This window comes from Streptococcus sp. 477, from assembly GCF_013277295.1.
Lineage (GTDB): Bacteria > Bacillota > Bacilli > Lactobacillales > Streptococcaceae > Streptococcus > Streptococcus pseudopneumoniae.
In genome coordinates this window covers 1-19,029 of record NZ_VMMQ01000069.1, presented here as the reverse complement: position 1 = coordinate 19,029, position 19,029 = coordinate 1, and the positions used below count along the sequence as shown (strand labels likewise).

The window sequence follows — 19,029 nt, the reverse complement described above, 5'->3', positions numbered from 1 at the left end:
GCAACAAACCCTAGTTAGACAAGAAGAATCACTTCTGTTTTATGACGTCCATTCTGAATGAAATTCTTCATTGTTCCCCTATGATTGGTTACAAGTCTCTCAATATTTTTAAGCCCCCATCCCTCTGTCTGACGTTCCTTTCGTATTACCAATTCATTCTCATCAAATGAATTCTCGATAGCAATAAAGAGTTTCTTCTGAAAATATCGTATTCCTAAGATCAAGACCCTATCTTCTTTATTACTCAAGCGCATACAGGCTTCAAGACTATTGTCCAACAAATTACCAAGTAAAACCGCTAAAATATCTGGATTGATTTCTAATCGTTGAGGTACAAAACAATCAATTTCCAATTGTATGTCCTCTACCTTATCCTGTAATTTTTGATTGAGTAAAAAGTTAATTGTTGTATTCTTGGAGTAACAGACAGTTTGGTTCTCTATACTATTTGTCATGCTTTGGAGATAAGACTTCGCTTGTTCAGGATCTTCTTTTAAAAGTGCAAGGAGGATTAAATGTTGATTTTTCAAATCGTGTTGAATCCTTTGAATCCTCCTATAATCTTTTTTAGATTGTTTCATTTCTCTCAGTTGAAAGGTCATCTGTTCCGTCTCTAGTATGCTTTGATAATACCTCTGTTGTTGCTGAGAAAGATATAGGGTGAAATAGAGAGAAGAGAACGTTAACACAATGAGGGCTAATACAGAAACAAAAGAAAGATAATCCTTCTCAAACACTTGCCCTTGAATCGCTGATACTGTAAAAGCAAAACAAATGGACAAAAATGGTACAATAAACTGGTATAACCAAGTCCCTTTAGAAACAGTATAAACTAACTTTTGATGTGCACGAAAAAGTTGTCGAAGAACCAGGGTCACTAGCAATGATAAAAGAAAAGCTACAGCGAGATAAAAAAGCATGGCTATTAGATTTTCTGAAATGACTGATAAAGGGGAAAATAGTTGCACTGCTTGATTGAGTATAGTACCAGCTAGTAAAGTTAGACTCATCTGACAAAAAATCCAAAACGAAGATTCTTGAACAGCATATCCAAAATAAAGACCTAAAAAATAATACTCTGCGATACTGAGAATAAGATTCCCTACTAAGAAAAGATTAGCTCCTGAAAATAATATCGTCAACAAGGCATGGAAAAATAAAAGGAGAGAAGTAAAGATACAAATTCTCCTAGACTTTTCTTTTTGGGACAGAGGTCTATAAAAGAAAATAATTCCCAAAAATAAATCAAACAGAATACTCACAATCCGCAAACTGACTAACATTAAAAATTCCTCTCACTCAGATAATAATAATACTTTTCTCTAAAAGACGTTTGAAATTTTCGGCTAATTGGAAGGTGATTTTCATCCATTCCATTTAAAATTGTGACTATTTGCGAATCAAACTCTGTCACATATCTAGGATTGATAATATAGGAAGAATGAATTTGAATAAAGTAATCAGGTAATTTCTCTAAAATATCTTTCGTTTTAAGCAAAGCTTTGTAAGTCTGATCTTTAGTGTAAATAAAGACAGCACGCTTATCCTTTTCAAAAAATACAATGTCATTTAAAGGCAGTGAATAATGCTGCTTTCCAAAAGTAAACGTAAATACAGCTTGCCCTAAATTCAAAAAACGTACCACTCTATCCAGAGTTTTATATAATTTTTTAGAAGTCACTGGTTTAAGTAAATAATCAAAAGTCTGCACTTCAAAAACCTGCTCCATATAATCTCGATAACTGGTAACAAAGATAATCGGGATAAAAGGGTTTACCTTACGGATTTTTTGTGCCATATCAATTCCTGTTATCTGTGGCATCTCGATATCCAAAAAAACACAACTGTACTTCTCTGTCAATTGTTCTAATAGTTTTTGGGGATTCGTATAAACACTCGTTTCTATTTTGATGTCCTTATAAGATAAGAGTAAGTTTTCTAGCTGACTACCATCCCTATTAGAATCATCACAAATCGCAATTTTTAACATCAAATTCCTCACTACAAGCATGATTTTGCCAATTATAACGTCAAATACGTCAATTATGACATGCTGATAAAAAAATCGTTAATTTATTATACAATATTCTTATCAAATATGAAAGGAGTTACAAAAATGAAAAATATTCAAGTGCGTAAAGTTATTGCTAAAACTGATATTAGCTGGGGTGTTTTCTAAATTTTGGGCACCTCTAAAAACTACCGGTTTTCTATGTTTAGTAACCAGAAAAGGTTGAAAAATTAGCATTTTAAAATTGAGTTTTTAGAGGAGTTCTTTTCTATTTATTCCTACTGTTGGAATTGAGTAGATAGGTTCACCATTTTCTTTCTACTTATTTCCATTTGTAATAGGAACTGGGAGTTGCAAGACGAGGATATATGATTTATAATCACCTCGTCTTCCTTTTTTAATAAAATAGTGAGGTTAAAATGAAATTCTATCATCCAAGAATAAAAGAAATATATCCTGTTTATAAACTTCATAAAAATTTATTTAGGATTGGGCTACAAATTGGTATAACCACAGAAATTAAGGATGATAATAATAAAATGTGGAATTTAGTCAATATTTTGGACGGACGTCCTTTTCAAGATATTCTCAATATCATACTAACAAAATATGATGATTTAACTGAAGAAGACATCACAGGCGCTCTTGAACTCTTAGATAATGAGGGGGTTCTCGAAGAAGCGGGCGAAATTCAGGATATTAAAGAACGTTATCATTCAAATATATATTATTTCAGTCGCTATTTAAATAGCTTCCAAGATAGTATTGCAACACAGAAAAAAATTCATCAGTCTACTATCCTTTTACTAGGTCTTGGTGGTGGGGGTTCTAACATACTGACATTACTAGCAGGCTTGGGACCTAAAAAGATAAAAATAGTGGATTTTGACATTGTTGAGCAAAGTAATCTAGGAAGACAATTTCTATACAAGGAAGATGATATTGGCTTATCTAAAGTTCAAATTGCCCATAGAGAAGTTACAAAAATGAATTCCGATATTGAAGTAGAAACCCATAATATACGTATCACCTCTGTAAGTGACTTGATTCCTTTACTTGATGATGTTGATATTACGATATGTGTGATTGATGAACCTCAATATGATATTCAACGTATCGTAAATAAAGCAATCGTTACAAAAAATATTCCCTGTATATTTGGCGCCAGTCAAGTTAGTCGTGGTCGTGTCTATTCAGTTATCCCTTACCAAACAGGCTGTTTTGATTGTTTAAATATTTATTATACAAAAATTGACACTCTATTCCTTGAACAATTCCACGGTGTTCGTACGATTACAAAAACAATCCCTACAATAGCCTATGGTCCAGCAATATTTCAACTGACTTCTGCCATTGTTGATGAAACTATCCGATTATTAACTCAATATACGGAACCAATTAGCCTTAACCATCAATACGAAATCAATTATGAAAACGGAGCCTCATTCACACACGATTCTTGGGGACGCTATCTTGATGAATGTCCAACATGCGGCACAGGTAAAGAAGACGATTGGGAAATTTTTTCTAAGTACGGAGAATTAAAGTTATGACAACTGCAAAACTCGTAATTGATAATTTGACTAAATCTTTTGATGGTCAGCACTTAGCCAATAATCATATTTCCTTAGAAATATCACCAGCAAAAATCACGGCTTTTTTGGGACACAATGGAGCTGGAAAATCTACTCTATTGAATCAAATGATTGGTTTTACTAAACCTGACCAAGGAGATATTTTGTATGGTGATATTTCTTTTATATACAATCGTAAACAAGCACGTACCTTAATTAGTTATATGTCTCAACAATATGCCCCACTCGACAAATTAACCGTAGAACAAAATTTAGAAATACTTGGAAAAATGCGAGGATTGAGTTCCCAAGAACTAGAAAAAACAATCAGCCAGCTTCTCACTGATTTAGAAATTGAAGACTATCGTTACAAAAAAGGTAAGGATCTTTCGGGCGGTCTCAAAAGACTAACTTCCTTCGCTATGACACTAATCGGTAGCTCAGACATCATTCTTCTTGACGAACCAACAAATGATGTTGACCCCATTCGTCGTGAAAAGCAATGGCAATTATTGCAAAAGTTAGCTAGCAAGGGGCATACCATTATTATCGTTACTCATAATCTTCTGGAGGTTGAAAAATATGCAGATAATTACGCCCTCTTTAATAATGGTAGATTGCTCAAATCAGGAAAGGTTAAGCAAATCATCCATGACAAACTGTATCAGATAAGCTTTGATTTTAAGACTAAAAGTATATTAGACAAAATAGAAGATTATACAATTATCAATAGTGTTAGTTGTCAATTAGAGATTGAGGAAAGAAGTCTAGCTCCATTGATAGCACAACTGACAGAAGAACTTGGTCAAAAAACAATTTCCAATCTCTCTCTTCATCAAAAAACATTGACTATTTCTGACCTTTATAGAGAGGAGCTAACCAACTAATATGACTCAATTTTTTTACTTACTTCATTGGAACTACTTGCGCCAAAAAGAGCTTTTCATCCTTTTTACACTAGCACAGCTCCTCTTATCCATTTCTCTTCTTTTTGGCTACCCTCTAGTTATTGGCGATATCGATTCGACTACTGCCTACTATCTTTCGTCTGGTTCTGTTTTAATTGGAATTATCTCCATGGGTTGTACAATTTCCTCCCCTGTTATAGCAAATGATAAGTTGGAAGGGCATTTTGATTATATTCGTGCCTTACCCATCCCTAGGATATTCATTTCTCTCGCTGACTTGTGGATGTGGTTAATTGCCATTTTGCCGGGAGTTTTTATTTCTATTCTACTTGGGTATGTCCGTTTTTCTGTTCGTCTCCATCCATCTTTTCTTGGTGTTTTTATTGTGCTTCTGATTTGTCTTACTATGATTAGTCTGGGATTTGCTATAGCCTACACCTTTTCTCCAAATACAGTAACCCTTATGTCGCAGCTAATTCTTATGATTGGACTCATGTTCTCACCACTCATGTATCCTGCAGATCGACTACCTGAGTGGGTAAACCATCTTTACCGTGCCCTCCCTTTCGTCCCTTCCTCAAATCTTCTGCGAGCCAGCCTTTACGACTACGGAAATGTTTCTCTATTGGACATGAGTATTCTCATTCTTTGGATTATGTCAACACAGTTAATTATTTTAAGAACTCTTCATAAAGAAAAATGATTGCCCCTAAAGCTTTTCTTATAGACTAAGCCAATAAAAAGAACCTTCATGACTATTCGAAAAGCTAAACAAGAAGATATTCCTAAATTACTCGATTTATTACAACAAATCCTTACGCTTCACCACCAAGCTCGACCAGATATTTTTAAGCAAACTGGGACTAAATATAGTTCCTCTGAGTTGCAAAATATTCTCTCTCAAGAACATACCCCTATTTTTGTTTTTGAAGATAAGAAGGGACAAGTTCTCGAACACCTATTTTGTACCATAAAAGATAAAACAGATAATCCTGTTCTCCAAGAAATCAAAACCCTTTTTATCGAAGATTTATGTGTAAGCTCAAAATGCTCGTGGTCAAAAAATTGGTAATCAACTCTGTCAATTCGCTCTCAATTATGCTAAAGAAATTGGCTGCAATAATCTAACCCTAAGTGTCTGGAATGATAACGAGGGTGCTCTCCGCTTTTATCAAAGACAAGGGATGAAACCCCAAGAAACAACAATGGAAATGATAATTGATTAAGAAGTAATCTATAAAAAGATGTTAGAAAAAGTTTAATTTCACTAGAAAATGAGGAAAATCTTCCCACAATAAAACGCATAGTATCAAGGTTTCAACACCTGATACTATGCGTTTTTTCTAATTCTTAGGACTTTCTCCACAGCCTCTTTACTTAATCTTCTTGATACTTTGACTAAGGATAAATCCTACAATCATCCCTACCATATTTTGTATGAAATTTGGTAGGATTTCTGGTAGAGCTGCAGCCCAGCCATTCATCAATGTAGAACCCAAGGCGTAACCCCCTACCATGGCAATCGTTGCCAAAACGAGGCCTAACCACTGAGTTTTTCCTTTAAATCCTGCGAAAAATCCCTGTAAGCCATGGTTGACCAAGCTAAAGAACATCCACTGAGGATAGCCTGATAAGAGGTCAATCAAGAAACCTGCTAGTCCTCCGACTACAGCTCCTTCACGACTACCAAAGTAAAAGGCCGCAAAGAAGACACCCGCATCTAAAAGAGTTAGGATGCCTGTCGGTGTTGGGATTTTTAAGAAATAACCTAGAACCACAGAAAGGGCGGTTAATAGGGATACAAGGGCGATTTTAGTTGTTTTGGTTTGCTTCATATTGTCTTACTCCATACTGATCTGCTTGTGCAATAGCACGATAAACGAAAGCCTTAGAGCTTTCTACTGCTGGCAAAAGTTTATCACCTTTAACCAAGTGACTGGCAATGCTGGAAGCAAAGGTACAACCTGCACCAGCATTTTGCCCTTGAATGACAGGATTTTCTAGAACTGTAAAGTTTTGTCCATCATAAAAGACATCCACAGCCTTGTCCTGACTAAGGCGATTGCCTCCCTTAATAATGACTGCTGGCGCTCCTAAATCATGCAATTTCTGCGCTGCAGTTTTCATGTCTTCCAAGGTTTTGATTTCTTGACCAGCTAATAATTCTGCTTCTGGGAGGTTAGGCGTAATCACACTGACATAAGGGAAAAAGCGAATCAACTCTTGGCAAAGTTCACTAACTGCTACGTCGTGCGTTTCCTTGCAGACCAAGACAGGGTCCAATACCACAGGCACTCCTGGGCGTTTCTTGATAAAGTCCAATGCCTTCTCAGCCACACTGACAGTAGGGAGAAGACCAATCTTAATTCCCCCAAACTCCACATCACGCAAGCTATCCAATTCATGTTGAAAAATGGTATCGTCAGTTGGAAAGACTTCAAATCCTTTTTCTGTCAAGGCTGTCAAACAAGTCACTGCTACAACGCCATGCAAGCCGTTCAAAGTATAGGTAGCCAAATCAGCTGACAGGCCACCACCACTAAAAATATCATTTCCAGAAAGTGCTAAAATACGATTATTCTTCATAACGAATCTCCTTTAAATATAAACCATTTGGTGCTGCAGTGGGACCTGCAAGCTGCCTGTCCTTTTTCTCCAAGATGAGGTCAATCTGCTCTACTGGCATACGCTTGTTGCCGATTTTGAGCAGTGTCCCCACCATATTGCGAATCTGTTTATACAAGAAACCATTTCCTGAAAAGGTAAAAGTCAAAAACTGGCCTGTCTCATCAACCCTAAGACTGGCTTCTGTAATAGTGCGAACCTTATCCTCTACACTAGTCCCAGAGGCTGTAAAGCCAGTGAAATCATGGGTTCCTTCTAGCTTTTTGACGGCCTCCTGCATCCTCTCCACATCAAGTGGGTAAGGGAAGTGGGTGGCATAGTGACGGCGCATGGGATTTTTGGGACGTCCTCTATCCACGATAAACTCATAGGTCTTGCTATGCTTAGCATAACGGCAATGAAAATCATCCGCTACCAGATCAATCGAAATCACATCAATATCTTCAGGGGACTGGGTGTCCAAGGCAAAGCGAAGTTTTTCCTCATCCATTTGATAGGGCAAGTCAAAATGAAGCACCTGTCCCAGAGCATGAACCCCACTATCTGTCCTACCAGCACCGTGAACAGTAATAGCTTGCCCTTTATTTAACCTGGTCAAGGTTTTTTCAATTTCTTCCTGAACGCTACGCGCATGAGGCTGGCGCTGAAAGCCAGCAAAGGCATAACCATCATAGGAAATAGTTGCTTTATATCTCGTCATAACCTCTATTTTATCAAGAAATTAGTCTGTAAACAAGGACCTAAAACAAATATTGTATGGGTATAAAAATCTCATACTCTTCGAAAATCTCTTCAAACTACGTCAGTTTCCATCTGCAACCTCAACACACTATTTTGAGCAACCTGCGGCTAGCTTTCTATAGTAGATTGAAATAAGATATGAATAATTCTATTAGGAAAGTCAAATTAATTTCTAGAAATATTTTAGCAGCTACAGCGTACTATTCCAAACTCAATCAACTATGCTCTTTGATTTTCATTGAGTATCAAAAGAAAAACTTAGGAATCAATCCTAAGCTCTCTTCTGAAGTAGGTACATGACAAAGATAGAGATTACAATCAACCAACCTCCTAAGATACTAAAGACCAACATCCCATTGTGAGTTAGTAAGCCAATTGCACCTAGAACGAATGGGGTCGTAAAGGCTCCGAAACTACAGCCTAATACAGCAAATGAAGTTGCTTGATTGAGGAGTTTAGCTGGAATTCGTTCAGAGACAAGTTGAAAGACCGTCGTCAAGACTACACTATAGGCAAATCCAGCCAGAACACTTCCTGCTACTACCACCCACAAGGATGGAGACAAGGCAATCACGATTTGCCCCAAGCCAAATGTAATACCAGACCAGAGGAGCAGTTTCTCTTTAAAGATAGAAATCAAGAAAGAAAAACTCACTCCAGCCACAATCCCGATTAACTGCATGAGACTAAGAACAAAACTAGATAACTGGGCATCCCCCAATCCTCTTTCCACCATCAAACTTGGAATACGGATGGTAATAGCTGTATTGGTACAAACTACAGCTGCCGCTTCGATAGCTAGGGTAAAAATCAAGCCTTTCATTTCTCGAGTTAAACGACTTGCTTCCTTCGCTCTTTTCTTGACTTCTTTCTTTGATTTTCCATAAGGGACAAAGAGCAGATAAAGGGGCAGCACCAAAAATCCAGCACTATAGGCTAGAAAGATAGCTGTCCAACCAAAGGCCAACAACTGACCGACGGCCAAGGTAATGAGAGAAGCTCCAACGACCTCTGCAGAAGCGCGTAGCCCTAACATCTGAATTCGCCTTTTTCCTTGATAGCGTTCACTGATAATAGAAATGGCCTTGGCATTGATCATCCCAACACCTAAACCAAAAAGAAGCCGTGTTCCAAAGACAAAGGAATAGGCTTGGTACCAGAAGGGAGCTGTACCGCTCAATGATAAAATCAGCAAGCCCAAACTAATCTGTAAGCGCTCAGGAAATATTTTTTCTAAGAAACCATTTAGCAGTAACATCATCATGATTCCAAAGGAAGGCAAGCTCACCAAGAACTCAATTTGTTCCTTAGAATAACCCTGATAATAGTCAAACATGGCTGGTAGGGCACTCGAAATGGAAAAGGAGGTAATCAAAACGAGGGAGAGAGCCAAAATGCTGGCCCGTTCTAAAAATTGTTTCATGAAATCTCTTTCTATATTTCTCTTAATCTTCTACTTTTTTGATAGTTATCAAAAAAGCAAGAAAAGAAGAAGCCTCATTGGTACACAGACTCCTTCTCAAACTCGAAAATGAATCCCTTGTGTCTTATACTCAATGAAAATCAAAGAGCAAACTAGGAAGCTAGCCGCAGGCTGCTCAAAACAGTGTGTTGAGGTTGCAGATGGAAACTGACGTGGTTTGAAGAGATTTTCGAAGAGTATTAGAATGACTTTCTCTTGATTTGCTTAATAAAGTAGAAGATAAATCCTGCTACCATATAGGCAACAAAGATAATCAGACACCACTTGAATACGACATCCCAACCCTTGTTCACATTTAAAAAGAAGTAAGGGAAAGGATTATCCTTGGCATTTGGAATATTGAGTTTTAGAACCAAGCCATTAAAAAGAGCAAACATCATATACAGCAAGGGTAAAATGGTCCACACTGCTGGATCCCAAATCTTATATTGACCCTGTTTGTCAAAAAAGAGGGTATCCGCTAAAAACCAGATGGGAACGATATAGTGGCAAAGGAAATTTTCTAGGGTATAGAAATTAGTCGCAATGGGCGCCAAGAGGAAATGGTAAATCACACAGGTAATCATGATACTCATGGTGACCCCACCTTTTAAGCGCAAGAGACTTGGCCTTTGCCAATTTTCACCTACACGGCTCATAACCTTTAGAAGATAAAGGGTAAAAATAGTTACCAAGAGGTTGGACAGAACCGTGTAATAGAGAAGCATCCCAAAACCACCATGCTTAGTAATTTCAAGATAAACTCCCGTAAAAGCCGCTAGAAACAAGAAGATACGGCTATAAAATACAAGTTTATAGTGTTTTGACATGCTTAAATCTTCCTCACAAACTCTGATTTAAGTTTCATGGCACCAAAACCATCAATCTTACAGTCGATATTGTGGTCGCCTTCTACGATGCGGATATTTTTCACGCGCGTCCCTTGTTTCAAATCTTTTGGCGCACCTTTTACTTTCAAGTCCTTGATGAGAGTTACTGTATCACCATCAGTCAATTTATTTCCGTTGGCATCGATAGCGACAAGACCTTCTTCTACTTCTGCAACTTCAGCAGGATTCCACTCATGAGCACACTCTGGGCAAACCAGTAGAGCACCGTCTTCGTAGACATACTCTGAGTTACATTTTGGACAATTTGGTAAATTGTTCATGGTTTCTCCTTATCATCATTCACTATTCTTTGAAAATCAAAATTTCTCGAACAGCAACTATTATACCCTAAAATCAGCATTTTGACAAATTTAGAAAAAAACCGATATCAATCTATCGGCTTTTCTACATTTACATTCTTTTTTCAGCTTCTGCTTTGATTTTTTCAACTACTTCTTGAATGTTCAAACCAGTTGTATCAAGGTAGACAGCATCCTCTGCTTGTTTGAGAGGAGAAGTCTCACGATGACTATCCTTGTAGTCACGCGCAGCAATTTCCTTTTTTAGGGTTTCAAGGTCTGTTTCAATTCCCTTGGCAATATTTTCCTTGTAACGACGCTCTGCTCTCTCATCAACAGAAGCTACTAGGAAAATTTTCAATTCTGCTTGTGGCAATACAACAGTTCCAATATCGCGACCATCCATGACAATCCCGCCTTGCTGGGCAATTTCTTGTTGGAGAGAAACCAGTTTCTCACGCACTTCAGGAATTGCTGCAATAGCAGAAACATGATTGGTCACTTCATTTTCACGGATAGGATGGGTAATATCCACATCTCCTACAAAAACAAGCTGGTCTCCAGTTTCTGAACGTCCAAAGCTGATTGGATGCTGGTCCAACAAGGCTAGAAGGGCTTCGACTTCTTCAACTCCTAATTGGTTCTTAAGAGCCATATAGGTCGCTGCACGATACATAGCTCCTGTATCAAGGTAGGTGAATCCAAAATCCTTAGCAATAATCTTTGCGACCGTACTCTTACCGCTGGAAGCAGGACCATCAATAGCAATTTGAATTGTTTTCATATCGGCTCCTATTTTATTTTTATAACATCACCTGGATTAGCAAACCAAGATCCTGTAGCCATGTGCCCAGGATTCAAGGCCTCTAACTGAGCAATGGAGATTCCTGCACGAGCGGCAATAGCTGCTTCCCCTTCTCCTGCGAGAACTTTAATCGTTCCTTCAGGATTAGCAGCTTCTTCTGAACTACTAGAAGTAGATTCTGGCTCTGAACTCTGCTCAGGCTGAGAACTGCTTGAAGATGAGATTTGTACTACACTTGCATCAGAATCATGAAAGTCTTTTAAGGCTGCTGTGCGATTACTTCCCCCCGATGATAGATAGATGAGAACGATGACCATCACCACCACAATTACAAAGAAAATACTAGCTAGGATCGTCAAAATACGATTAGCCATCCTATCAGCCCCTCCGTGGTTTCGATGCCGACGCTCTGCTCTTGCTTCTTCTTGATCATAAATATCTTCTTGCCACGGTTCTTTTGCCATACCTTACTCCTTGTTTTTTTTTACTTTTCTTATTACAATATAAATATGAACATGAAAATCACACTTATACCTGAACGATGCATCGCCTGTGGGCTTTGCCAAACTTATTCTGACTTATTTGATTACCACGATAATGGAATCGTGCGTTTTTACGATAATCCTGACCAACTGGAAAAAGAAATTTCTCCTAGTCAGGATGTCTTAGAGGCTGTTAGAAACTGTCCGACACGTGCCTTGATTAAAGATCAACACTAATCTCTCATAGTAAATTGACAAGAACGTTTCACTCTTTCTAGTTTAGCATATTTCCATGTAAAATTATAGTCTTTTCACTTTATTTTTTTCTGTAAAATCAGGAAGATCACTTTTTTCTTTAACGAGATAAAGTGGTCTTTTTTTAGTCTCCAAATAAATCTTACTGCAACTTATAATCTAAATTCCTCAATGAGAATAGACTTCTACCATTCTATTTCCTTTACCCTTTTTACAAATTCATTCCACTCTCGTCTACAATCTTTAGATAGGCATATATCCGTATAATTGAACGATAAATCTTTAATATTCTTCCACCAATCAAAAGAATTTCCCGCTTCTTCTGTTTCTATTCTTTTGTTAACTACTTCAACAATTGTATTATCTATCTCTTCCTTGTCATCTAAACTTAGAAATCTCCATTCAATTCCATTTGTATAAATTACTTTTTTATAGCATAAAATGTCTCCAATAAGTTGTCCCATCTCTCTAGTTAAATGTTCAAAACTGTTCGATAAGGTTGATTTGATTTCTTCCTCTGTAATTAAACGATGATTTAAATTCTTAACTTCCACGCACCCTCGAAGTTTTTTCCATTCTTTAATTTTTATACTTTTTCTGGATTTGTTTTCATAAGTCTTATCTAAAATAACTATATCAGGAAAATTACTTAGACCATAATATATTTGTCCCATATTACTCTTTCTTCTTCCGAAAACATATCTTTTTGATAAACTATCTTTTAAAGTTGGCTTAATTATATCAGCAATTATAGGATACAATTCAGCTTCTACATAATTTTGTTTCTCAATAAGTCCGATTTCTTCAATATAATCCTCTTTACTTAGCATAAAATAACCCTCCTGAATTTTTTATTTATTAAGTTATCGTCTTTGCAGTAAATTTATTCCACATAGTTCATTTATATCATGTCAAATCCCTAATTTTTTTAAAAATCACTCAAGTTCCAGACCAAAAGAATTATAATTACAAAAAAGTGACTGCGCCAGATAATTCCTACTTTTTCATGATCTATGATAACTTTTTTCTTTGATAAGATAAAGTGGTCTTTTTTTAGTCTCCAAATAAATCTTACTGATATATTTACCGAGAATCCCAATGGTCAAGAGTTGAATGCCTCCAAGAAAGAGAATAACAGCCATCAGAGAGGTCCAACCAGATGTCGGATTGCCCAAAATGAGGGTCCGAACCACAACAAAAAAGGTCATCAGCAGAGAAAGAAAACAAGATAGGAGACCAGCTACAAAGGCTATAGTCAAAGGGAAATCTGAAAAATTAACAATCCCTTCAATGGAGTAAAAAAAGAGTTGCCTAAAACTCCAACTGGTCTTGCCGGCCTGCCTTTCGACATTAGGATAGTCCAGATAGTAGGTTTTAAAACCGACCCAGGCAAAAAGTCCTTTAGAAAAACGATTGAACTCAGTCAAACTTAAAATGGCATCGACTACAGACCGTCTCATCATGCGAAAATCACGGACACCTGATGGCAGGGCTACTGGACTAATTTTTTGCATAAGGCGGTAAAAGAGATTAGCACAAAAACTGCGAAAGAAGGGTTCTCCCTCCCGACTAGTTCTCCGTGTTCCAACACAGTCCAAATCTGCATTCTGGTCTAGTAAGTTTTTCATCTCAAGCAACATACTAGGAGGATCTTGGAGGTCTGCATCCATCACCACCACCAAATCTCCTGTCGCATATTGCAAGCCTGCATAAAGGGCTGCTTCTTTGCCAAAATTTCGAGAGAAAGAAAGATAATGCACTGCCGGATTTTGCTCCCGATAGGCCTTTAAAAGTTCCAAGGTTCCATCGTTCGATCCATCCTCGACAAAGACATACTCGATTTCTGTTTCCAAATCTGGAATCAAATCTTCCAGAGCCTGATAAAAAAGAGGAAGTACTTCCTCTTCGTTTAAGCAGGGGACAATGATTGACATCACCATCTTAGTCTTCAAATCCATTTGGATGCTTGCTTTGCCAACGCCATGTATCTTCACACATTTGGGTGATGCCGAGTTCTGCTTCCCAGCCCAGTTCTGCTTTGGCTTTTGCAGGATCTGAATAGCAGGCTGCGATATCCCCTGGGCGACGGTCTACGATGCGGTAAGGAATTGGGCGTCCCACTGCTTTTTCCATATTTTGGATAATTTCAAGAACTGAGTAGCCTTTACCTGTTCCAAGGTTATAAACGTTTAGGCCTGAACCTTTTTGGATTTTTTTCAGAGCTGCGACGTGACCTTTAGCCAAATCGACAACGTGGATATAGTCACGAACACCAGTTCCATCTTCGGTATCGTAATCGTCTCCAAACACTTGCACTTGCTCTAATTTCCCAACAGCTACTTGAGTCACATATGGCAAGAGGTTGTTTGGAATACCGTTTGGATTTTCTCCTAGGTCTCCACTTTCATGGGCTCCGATTGGGTTGAAATAACGAAGCAAGACCACATTCCATTCTGAGTCTGCCTTGTAGATATCTATCAAAACTTCCTCTAGCATGAGCTTGGTACGACCGTATGGATTGGTCACTGAAAGTGGGAAATCTTCCAGGATTGGCACTGTATGAGGATCCCCGTAAACTGTCGCAGAAGAACTGAAAATGATGTTCTTACAGTTGGCTTCTTCCATAGCTTTCAAAAGGCTAAGAGTTCCTGCGATATTGTTGTCATAGTAGGCAAGAGGAATACGAGTAGATTCACCGACAGCCTTCAAGCCAGCAAAGTGAATGACCCCTGTTGGTTCTTCTTGTTTGAAAATGTCACGAAGAGTATCTATATCACGGATATCTGCCTCATAGAAAGGTACTTCAACTCCTGTAATTCTCTCAACAACTTCTAAACTTTTGCGATTGCTGTTGACAAGGTTATCCACCACAACAACCTGATGACCTGCTTGGATTAACTCAATAACAGTGTGGGTTCCGATAAAACCTGCTCCACCCGTTAGCAAAATCTTTTCTTGCATCTTAATTCCTCGATTCTCGGATTATTTTTTCTTATTTTACCATTTTTGATAGGGAATGTCATTTGCCATCCTAGAGGGTAAGATAAAATTTCAGTAAAATGCTTATACTCTTCGAAAATCTCTTCAAACAACGTCAGCTTCGCCTTGCCATGGGTATGGTTACTGACTTCGTCAGTTCCATCCACAACCTCAAAACAGTGTTTTGAGCAGCCCGCTGCTAGTTTCCTAGTTTGTTTTTTGATTTTCATTGAGTATTATTCGCTTTTTACCGGTTTGACATAGTTTTCAATTGGGTAGTTTTCAGGGTTCAAAGTCAACTCCTTGCCTTTGACCAATTGAGCTAGGTGGTAACCAATAATAGGACCAGTTGTGAGGCCTGATGAACCTAGTCCACTAGCAGCGTAGACACCTGCCAATTCTGGCACTTGCCCAAAGAAAGGAGAGAAATCACTAGTATAGGCACGGATTCCCACACGCTCAGCCCTTGAAGTCGCTCTAGCTAAAACTGGATAGTGAGGTAAGGCTGCCTCCTCCATTTGCTGGAGCAAGATTTCATCTACCGTCAAATCAAATCCCATATCATTTTCATGGGTAGCACCTAGGGACAATTTACCACCTGCAAAAGGAATCAAATCCCATTCCCCTTCTGGCATGACAACAGGGTAAAATTCCATGTCTTGGGCCAGCTGATAATCTCGGAGCTGTCCTTTCTGAGGACGGACATCCACAGCATAACCCAAGGGTTCTAACATATCCCCCAACCAAGCTCCCGTCGCCAAAATAACCTGCTCAAACTCCTCTTCACCAATCTGGTAGCCTGATGCTAACGGTGTCAGAGTCACTTTTTCTTTGACCAGCTTGACATGACTGGATTCCAGCAAACGAGTCACTAAAAGTTGGCCATCTACTCTCGCTCCACCAGAAGCATAGAGCAGACGGTCAAATCCCTGCAAACCAGGGAATAATTCATTAGATGATGCTTGGTCCAGAATGGCTAATTGCCCTATCAAGGGAGATTCTTCTCTGCGCTGGAGGGCTAATTCATAGAGTTCTTCCAACTTGGATTCATCCTTTTTCAGGAGAAAGACTCCCGAACGATGGTAAAAGTCGATTTCTTGCCCTGATTTCTCTAAATCAGCTAATAAATCCACATAAAAATCAGCCCCCAAGCGCGCCATTTTGTACCAAGCTTTATTGCGGCGTTTGGAAAACCAAGGACTGATAATTCCTGCTGCAGCCTTGGTAGCCTGACCTTGTCCATGGTCAAAGACGGCTACCTCTAGGTCACTTTCTTTCGAGAGGTAGTAGGCAGCTGTTGTCCCCACAATTCCTGCTCCAATAATGGCAACTTTTTTCATTGTTATAATTTATTCCTTTTGTTTCACTCAAGGCACAACACAGAATAAAAAAGTTTTGTGCCCTTTATTTTGTTTTATACTAGACCTCCATACTATCTTATTCTTTCCAATAATTATCTATCTAAGAGATTATCCTATTCTTAATTGTCAATAAGTTCACCCAGTCCTCTGGAAGACCGTAGTGTCTCAAATCAACTTGTTCTCTACTTCCTTCTTCTAGTAAATTTTGTATTTTTTATTCCAAAAATTCTGGGTTTCTAGGGACATGGACAAAATAAGATGTCTCATTGCTATAAAATAAATAAATAAATAATGTCTTATCATCATTCTCTGAGTTTGTCTCCAATAACTCCTTATCAGAATGATGAAGAGCAGGTAAGGTATGGTGTAAGCGTTCATATAATCTGCCATTATATGAGCATATATTTCTAAGATATCGAAGTGCATTACACCAGGACAATAAGATTTTAGCTGGAATTTTATCATCCTTATACAAGAGCAAACTAATATAAGCAGCAACCTTATTTCGATAACCTGGTTGTAAGGCGACAAGAAATGATGATATATTTCCAAATGTCATTAAACGAAAAACAGTCCAAGGCAACACAACACCATATTGTCTAATCTGATTCTTTACTATGGAATCATCTTGTTTTTCAAAAATAAACCGCGATAAATGATACTTTGTTTTCAAGACAGTATCCTGACGTTTAGGGTTATCCTTGCAGTATTTAGATTGTTCAGAAAAATATAAATCATCGTCTTCAAAAATATAAATAGTTTTTTGGTATCCAAGCGTCAGAGCATCAGCGGTACTCTTTTTCAAAAAGACTTCAATTCTCTCCAATATTTCTTGAAGGAAATTTCTAAGGTAACTATCAAATAAGTAGGCTTACTTAGCTAAAATATACTGACGATTAACCAATTTACCATAAATCTACGCAATCCTTTTTATAAAATTCATCATCAACATTATATGAAAAATCCCAATGAGATTTATCTTTCATATGTTGATACAATTCTTCTTCTGTCAGTGCAGGTTCAATCGCCATTTTTAACGTAGTAGGTGCTAACACAGGATTATAAACTAATCGTATTTTATCAACTATATCAATATTTCAAGGAATATATTCCTTGAAATTTGTTAATTCAAATATGGCAACATTCATTCTAACAGTCTCCACTATATGAAAAAAGGTCACCTAGTTATACATTGCTGCACCTTTGATGACTTCTAATCTACCTAGATTATACCACAATAATCCCTATTAATCAATAGAAATATTTTTTAAGTGTAGTATATTGAGCCTAGAATAGTAGGCTACGGATTCTAAAATATTTCTAGAAATTAATTTGACTTTCTCAATCTCTTTGTTCATATCTTATTTCAATCTACTATATATGATATACGTATGGTTGGTTATGGAGAGCACAATCATCTGACAAAACCAAGTGATAGAGAGCGCTTACATCAACTCCTAAAGAAAGATGGATAGAAAGACGCTTTTCAACTTCTTTCTATCCATTACTTCCTTCAAGAGTCCACACCAGCAATTTTCAGTTCCATTTCATGAACTATCTTACTTGTTTCGTGTTTCTTCTTTATCTTACTCTACCATCAAAGACTTCTACTTGTACTAGAGGAGGAAGCATTCCCATTTAAAAGACGGTGTCCTGTTCCCAGAACCACTTCCCCACTAGAAGCTGGTATATTCCCACTACAGGTTTGCGACTAACTTTTCCTATCGTCATTATCCAGCAATGTAGTAACTTCTATGGTCGCCTGCGATATTTCAACATGTCGCTTATCTTAGCTGAGCAAGAATCGCTTTGAGTTTCTCAATCAACTCGTCTTCTGTGTGGTCAGACTCTTTCTCATTGGCTAGGAAAGCAACTGCTTGAGCGAGAGCTTCTCGTGCTTGGTCGAGAACTTTCGTATCCACATTTGTAGAATCCAATTCTGCTTCAAGCTTGCTTAGTTCCTTGACCAATTTCTTGAGTTCTGACTCTTTCTTACGACGCGCGATGAGGAAGAGAAGGAGCCCAAGAAGGGCAAGTAGACTGCCAATCATTACTACATATGAAAATTCAGTAGTTGTCTGACTATCGTCTTTCATCTGATCTTTTTCTTGATTTTGCTGGTCTTCTTTCACACCTTTTAAGGAGTCTATTACCTCTCTCACTCTTCTAACAATATCACGCAAATCGGACTCTGTCAAACTTTCGTCATTAAGAGCTTGTTTAATCTCTGTAAGAAGAGCTTTAGCTGACTCAAGCGTTGTACTATCTATATCATCCAAATCTTTCAAACGACTTTCCAATCCTTCAACCAATCGAGCAAGCTCAGACTTGTCAACAGGACGAGTCTCGTTAGGAGTCACTGTAGTTCCTGAATTGTTTGGAGTGCTTGTAGAAACTGGCGTTTCTTGAGTCGAAGTGCTTGCTTGTGCCTGTCCAACAGTAGACGATGGAGTAGTAAGGGTCGTATTGCTACTATTGTCAGTTGTCACACCAGGGGCTGGAGTATTGCCTCTGTTATCTGGTGTCACACTGTTGCTATTGCTGCCAGCAGGGTTGGTAGTAGCTCCATTGTTGGTGTTGCCACTGTTGCTAGTATCAGTACTATTATTACCAGATTTTTTCTCTACGGTTTCTGTC

20 protein-coding genes and 4 pseudogenes are annotated in these 19,029 nt (G+C 38.0%); 5 read left to right on the top strand and 19 right to left on the bottom strand.

Annotated features, from left to right (window positions below; translation table 11 throughout):
• Nucleotides 1-14: 14 nt before the first annotated feature.
• Together HT691_RS08155 and HT691_RS08150 are read right to left on the bottom strand one after the other, a co-directional pair.
• The gene (locus HT691_RS08155; protein ID WP_000961370.1) at nucleotides 15-1,283 is read right to left on the bottom strand and encodes a GHKL domain-containing protein; all 1,269 of its coding nucleotides are present in this window, start codon (nucleotides 1,281-1,283) and stop codon (nucleotides 15-17) included.
• A complete protein-coding gene (locus tag HT691_RS08150) occupies nucleotides 1,283-1,990 on the bottom strand; it encodes a LytTR family DNA-binding domain-containing protein (protein WP_000912214.1) in 708 nt (235 codons plus the stop codon). Before HT691_RS08150 ends, HT691_RS08155 begins: the two co-directional genes overlap by 1 nt.
• A 440-nt stretch (nucleotides 1,991-2,430) precedes the next feature.
• On the opposite strand from HT691_RS08150, the gene HT691_RS08145 reads away from it, so the two are divergent.
• From HT691_RS08145 to HT691_RS08130, 4 genes and pseudogenes are all read left to right on the top strand, one after another.
• Nucleotides 2,431-3,564, top strand: coding sequence for a ThiF family adenylyltransferase (locus HT691_RS08145; protein WP_000675233.1), 1,134 nt, complete (start codon nucleotides 2,431-2,433; stop codon nucleotides 3,562-3,564).
• Nucleotides 3,561-4,472, top strand: a complete 912-nt coding sequence (locus HT691_RS08140; RefSeq protein ID WP_023933917.1) for an ABC transporter ATP-binding protein — start codon at nucleotides 3,561-3,563, stop codon at nucleotides 4,470-4,472. Before HT691_RS08145 ends, HT691_RS08140 begins: the two co-directional genes overlap by 4 nt.
• A gap of 1 nt (nucleotide 4,473) precedes the next feature.
• Nucleotides 4,474-5,196 carry an ABC transporter permease gene (locus tag HT691_RS08135; protein WP_000191422.1) on the top strand — a complete coding sequence of 241 codons (723 nt, stop codon included), beginning with the start codon at nucleotides 4,474-4,476 and terminating at the stop codon, nucleotides 5,194-5,196.
• A gap of 48 nt (nucleotides 5,197-5,244) precedes the next feature.
• Nucleotides 5,245-5,719 (top strand): annotated as a pseudogene (locus tag HT691_RS08130) (GNAT family N-acetyltransferase).
• A 147-nt stretch (nucleotides 5,720-5,866) separates the two neighbouring features.
• On the opposite strand, the gene HT691_RS08120 reads toward HT691_RS08130, so the two are convergent.
• The 8 genes from HT691_RS08120 to HT691_RS08085 all read right to left on the bottom strand — a co-directional run bounded on the left by HT691_RS08120 (nucleotide 5,867) and on the right by HT691_RS08085 (nucleotide 11,779).
• The gene (locus tag HT691_RS08120; RefSeq protein ID WP_023934120.1) at nucleotides 5,867-6,328 is read right to left on the bottom strand and encodes an ECF transporter S component; all 462 of its coding nucleotides are present in this window, start codon (nucleotides 6,326-6,328) and stop codon (nucleotides 5,867-5,869) included.
• A complete protein-coding gene (locus HT691_RS08115; protein WP_023934118.1) occupies nucleotides 6,306-7,079 on the bottom strand; it encodes a bifunctional hydroxymethylpyrimidine kinase/phosphomethylpyrimidine kinase in 774 nt (257 codons plus the stop codon). The genes HT691_RS08120 and HT691_RS08115 overlap by 23 nt, the downstream gene beginning before the upstream one ends.
• Nucleotides 7,069-7,818 (bottom strand): tRNA pseudouridine(38-40) synthase TruA, encoded by a 750-nt coding sequence (truA, locus tag HT691_RS08110; protein WP_000199190.1) that lies wholly within the window; start codon nucleotides 7,816-7,818, stop codon nucleotides 7,069-7,071. Before truA ends, HT691_RS08115 begins: the two co-directional genes overlap by 11 nt.
• A 312-nt stretch (nucleotides 7,819-8,130) precedes the next feature.
• Nucleotides 8,131-9,282 carry an MFS transporter gene (locus HT691_RS08105; RefSeq protein WP_000808704.1) on the bottom strand — a complete coding sequence of 384 codons (1,152 nt, stop codon included), beginning with the start codon at nucleotides 9,280-9,282 and terminating at the stop codon, nucleotides 8,131-8,133.
• A gap of 239 nt (nucleotides 9,283-9,521) precedes the next feature.
• On the bottom strand, nucleotides 9,522-10,151 hold the full coding sequence (locus tag HT691_RS08100) for a Pr6Pr family membrane protein (RefSeq protein ID WP_000033949.1): 630 nt from the start codon (nucleotides 10,149-10,151) through the stop codon (nucleotides 9,522-9,524).
• 2 nt (nucleotides 10,152-10,153) lie between these two features.
• On the bottom strand, nucleotides 10,154-10,492 hold the full coding sequence (locus HT691_RS08095) for a zinc ribbon domain-containing protein YjdM (protein WP_001061594.1): 339 nt from the start codon (nucleotides 10,490-10,492) through the stop codon (nucleotides 10,154-10,156).
• Between the two features lie 130 nt (nucleotides 10,493-10,622).
• Nucleotides 10,623-11,294 (bottom strand): (d)CMP kinase, encoded by a 672-nt coding sequence (gene cmk, locus HT691_RS08090; RefSeq protein ID WP_000849378.1) that lies wholly within the window; start codon nucleotides 11,292-11,294, stop codon nucleotides 10,623-10,625.
• A gap of 8 nt (nucleotides 11,295-11,302) precedes the next feature.
• Entirely contained in the window at nucleotides 11,303-11,779 is a 477-nt protein-coding gene (locus HT691_RS08085) for an SAG1386/EF1546 family surface-associated protein (protein ID WP_001040899.1), read from the bottom strand.
• 51 nt (nucleotides 11,780-11,830) lie between these two features.
• Here HT691_RS08085 and HT691_RS08080 point away from each other — a divergent pair, with 51 nt between their 5' ends.
• On the top strand, nucleotides 11,831-12,034 hold the full coding sequence (locus HT691_RS08080; RefSeq protein WP_161802646.1) for a ferredoxin: 204 nt from the start codon (nucleotides 11,831-11,833) through the stop codon (nucleotides 12,032-12,034).
• 63 nt (nucleotides 12,035-12,097) lie between these two features.
• Here HT691_RS08080 and HT691_RS08075 read toward each other — a convergent pair.
• The 9 genes and pseudogenes from HT691_RS08075 to HT691_RS08035 all read right to left on the bottom strand — a co-directional run.
• Nucleotides 12,098-12,199: pseudogene (locus HT691_RS08075) on the bottom strand (group 2 glycosyl transferase); the annotation flags it as partial.
• Nucleotides 12,200-12,237: 38 nt separating this feature from the next.
• The gene (locus HT691_RS08070; protein WP_172925326.1) at nucleotides 12,238-12,882 is read right to left on the bottom strand and encodes a hypothetical protein; all 645 of its coding nucleotides are present in this window, start codon (nucleotides 12,880-12,882) and stop codon (nucleotides 12,238-12,240) included.
• A gap of 174 nt (nucleotides 12,883-13,056) precedes the next feature.
• Nucleotides 13,057-13,248 (bottom strand): annotated as a pseudogene (locus HT691_RS11685) (glycosyltransferase); the annotation flags it as partial.
• Between the two features lie 195 nt (nucleotides 13,249-13,443).
• A pseudogene (locus HT691_RS11680) lies at nucleotides 13,444-13,986 on the bottom strand (glycosyltransferase family 2 protein); the annotation flags it as partial.
• Nucleotides 13,987-13,993: 7 nt separating this feature from the next.
• Nucleotides 13,994-15,013, bottom strand: coding sequence for a UDP-glucose 4-epimerase GalE (gene galE / locus HT691_RS08060; RefSeq protein WP_101514716.1), 1,020 nt, complete (start codon nucleotides 15,011-15,013; stop codon nucleotides 13,994-13,996).
• On the bottom strand, nucleotides 14,992-15,261 hold the full coding sequence (locus tag HT691_RS08055; protein ID WP_000694299.1) for a hypothetical protein: 270 nt from the start codon (nucleotides 15,259-15,261) through the stop codon (nucleotides 14,992-14,994). Before HT691_RS08055 ends, galE begins: the two co-directional genes overlap by 22 nt.
• 6 nt (nucleotides 15,262-15,267) lie before the next feature.
• On the bottom strand, nucleotides 15,268-16,371 hold the full coding sequence (locus HT691_RS08050) for an FAD-dependent oxidoreductase (protein ID WP_000754685.1): 1,104 nt from the start codon (nucleotides 16,369-16,371) through the stop codon (nucleotides 15,268-15,270).
• A 235-nt stretch (nucleotides 16,372-16,606) separates the two neighbouring features.
• On the bottom strand, nucleotides 16,607-17,218 hold the full coding sequence (locus HT691_RS08045) for an Abi family protein (protein WP_050207918.1): 612 nt from the start codon (nucleotides 17,216-17,218) through the stop codon (nucleotides 16,607-16,609).
• A 958-nt stretch (nucleotides 17,219-18,176) separates the two neighbouring features.
• Nucleotides 18,177-19,029, bottom strand: an 853-nt coding sequence (locus HT691_RS08035; protein ID WP_188110821.1) for a hypothetical protein, incomplete at its 5' end; no start/stop codon positions are given.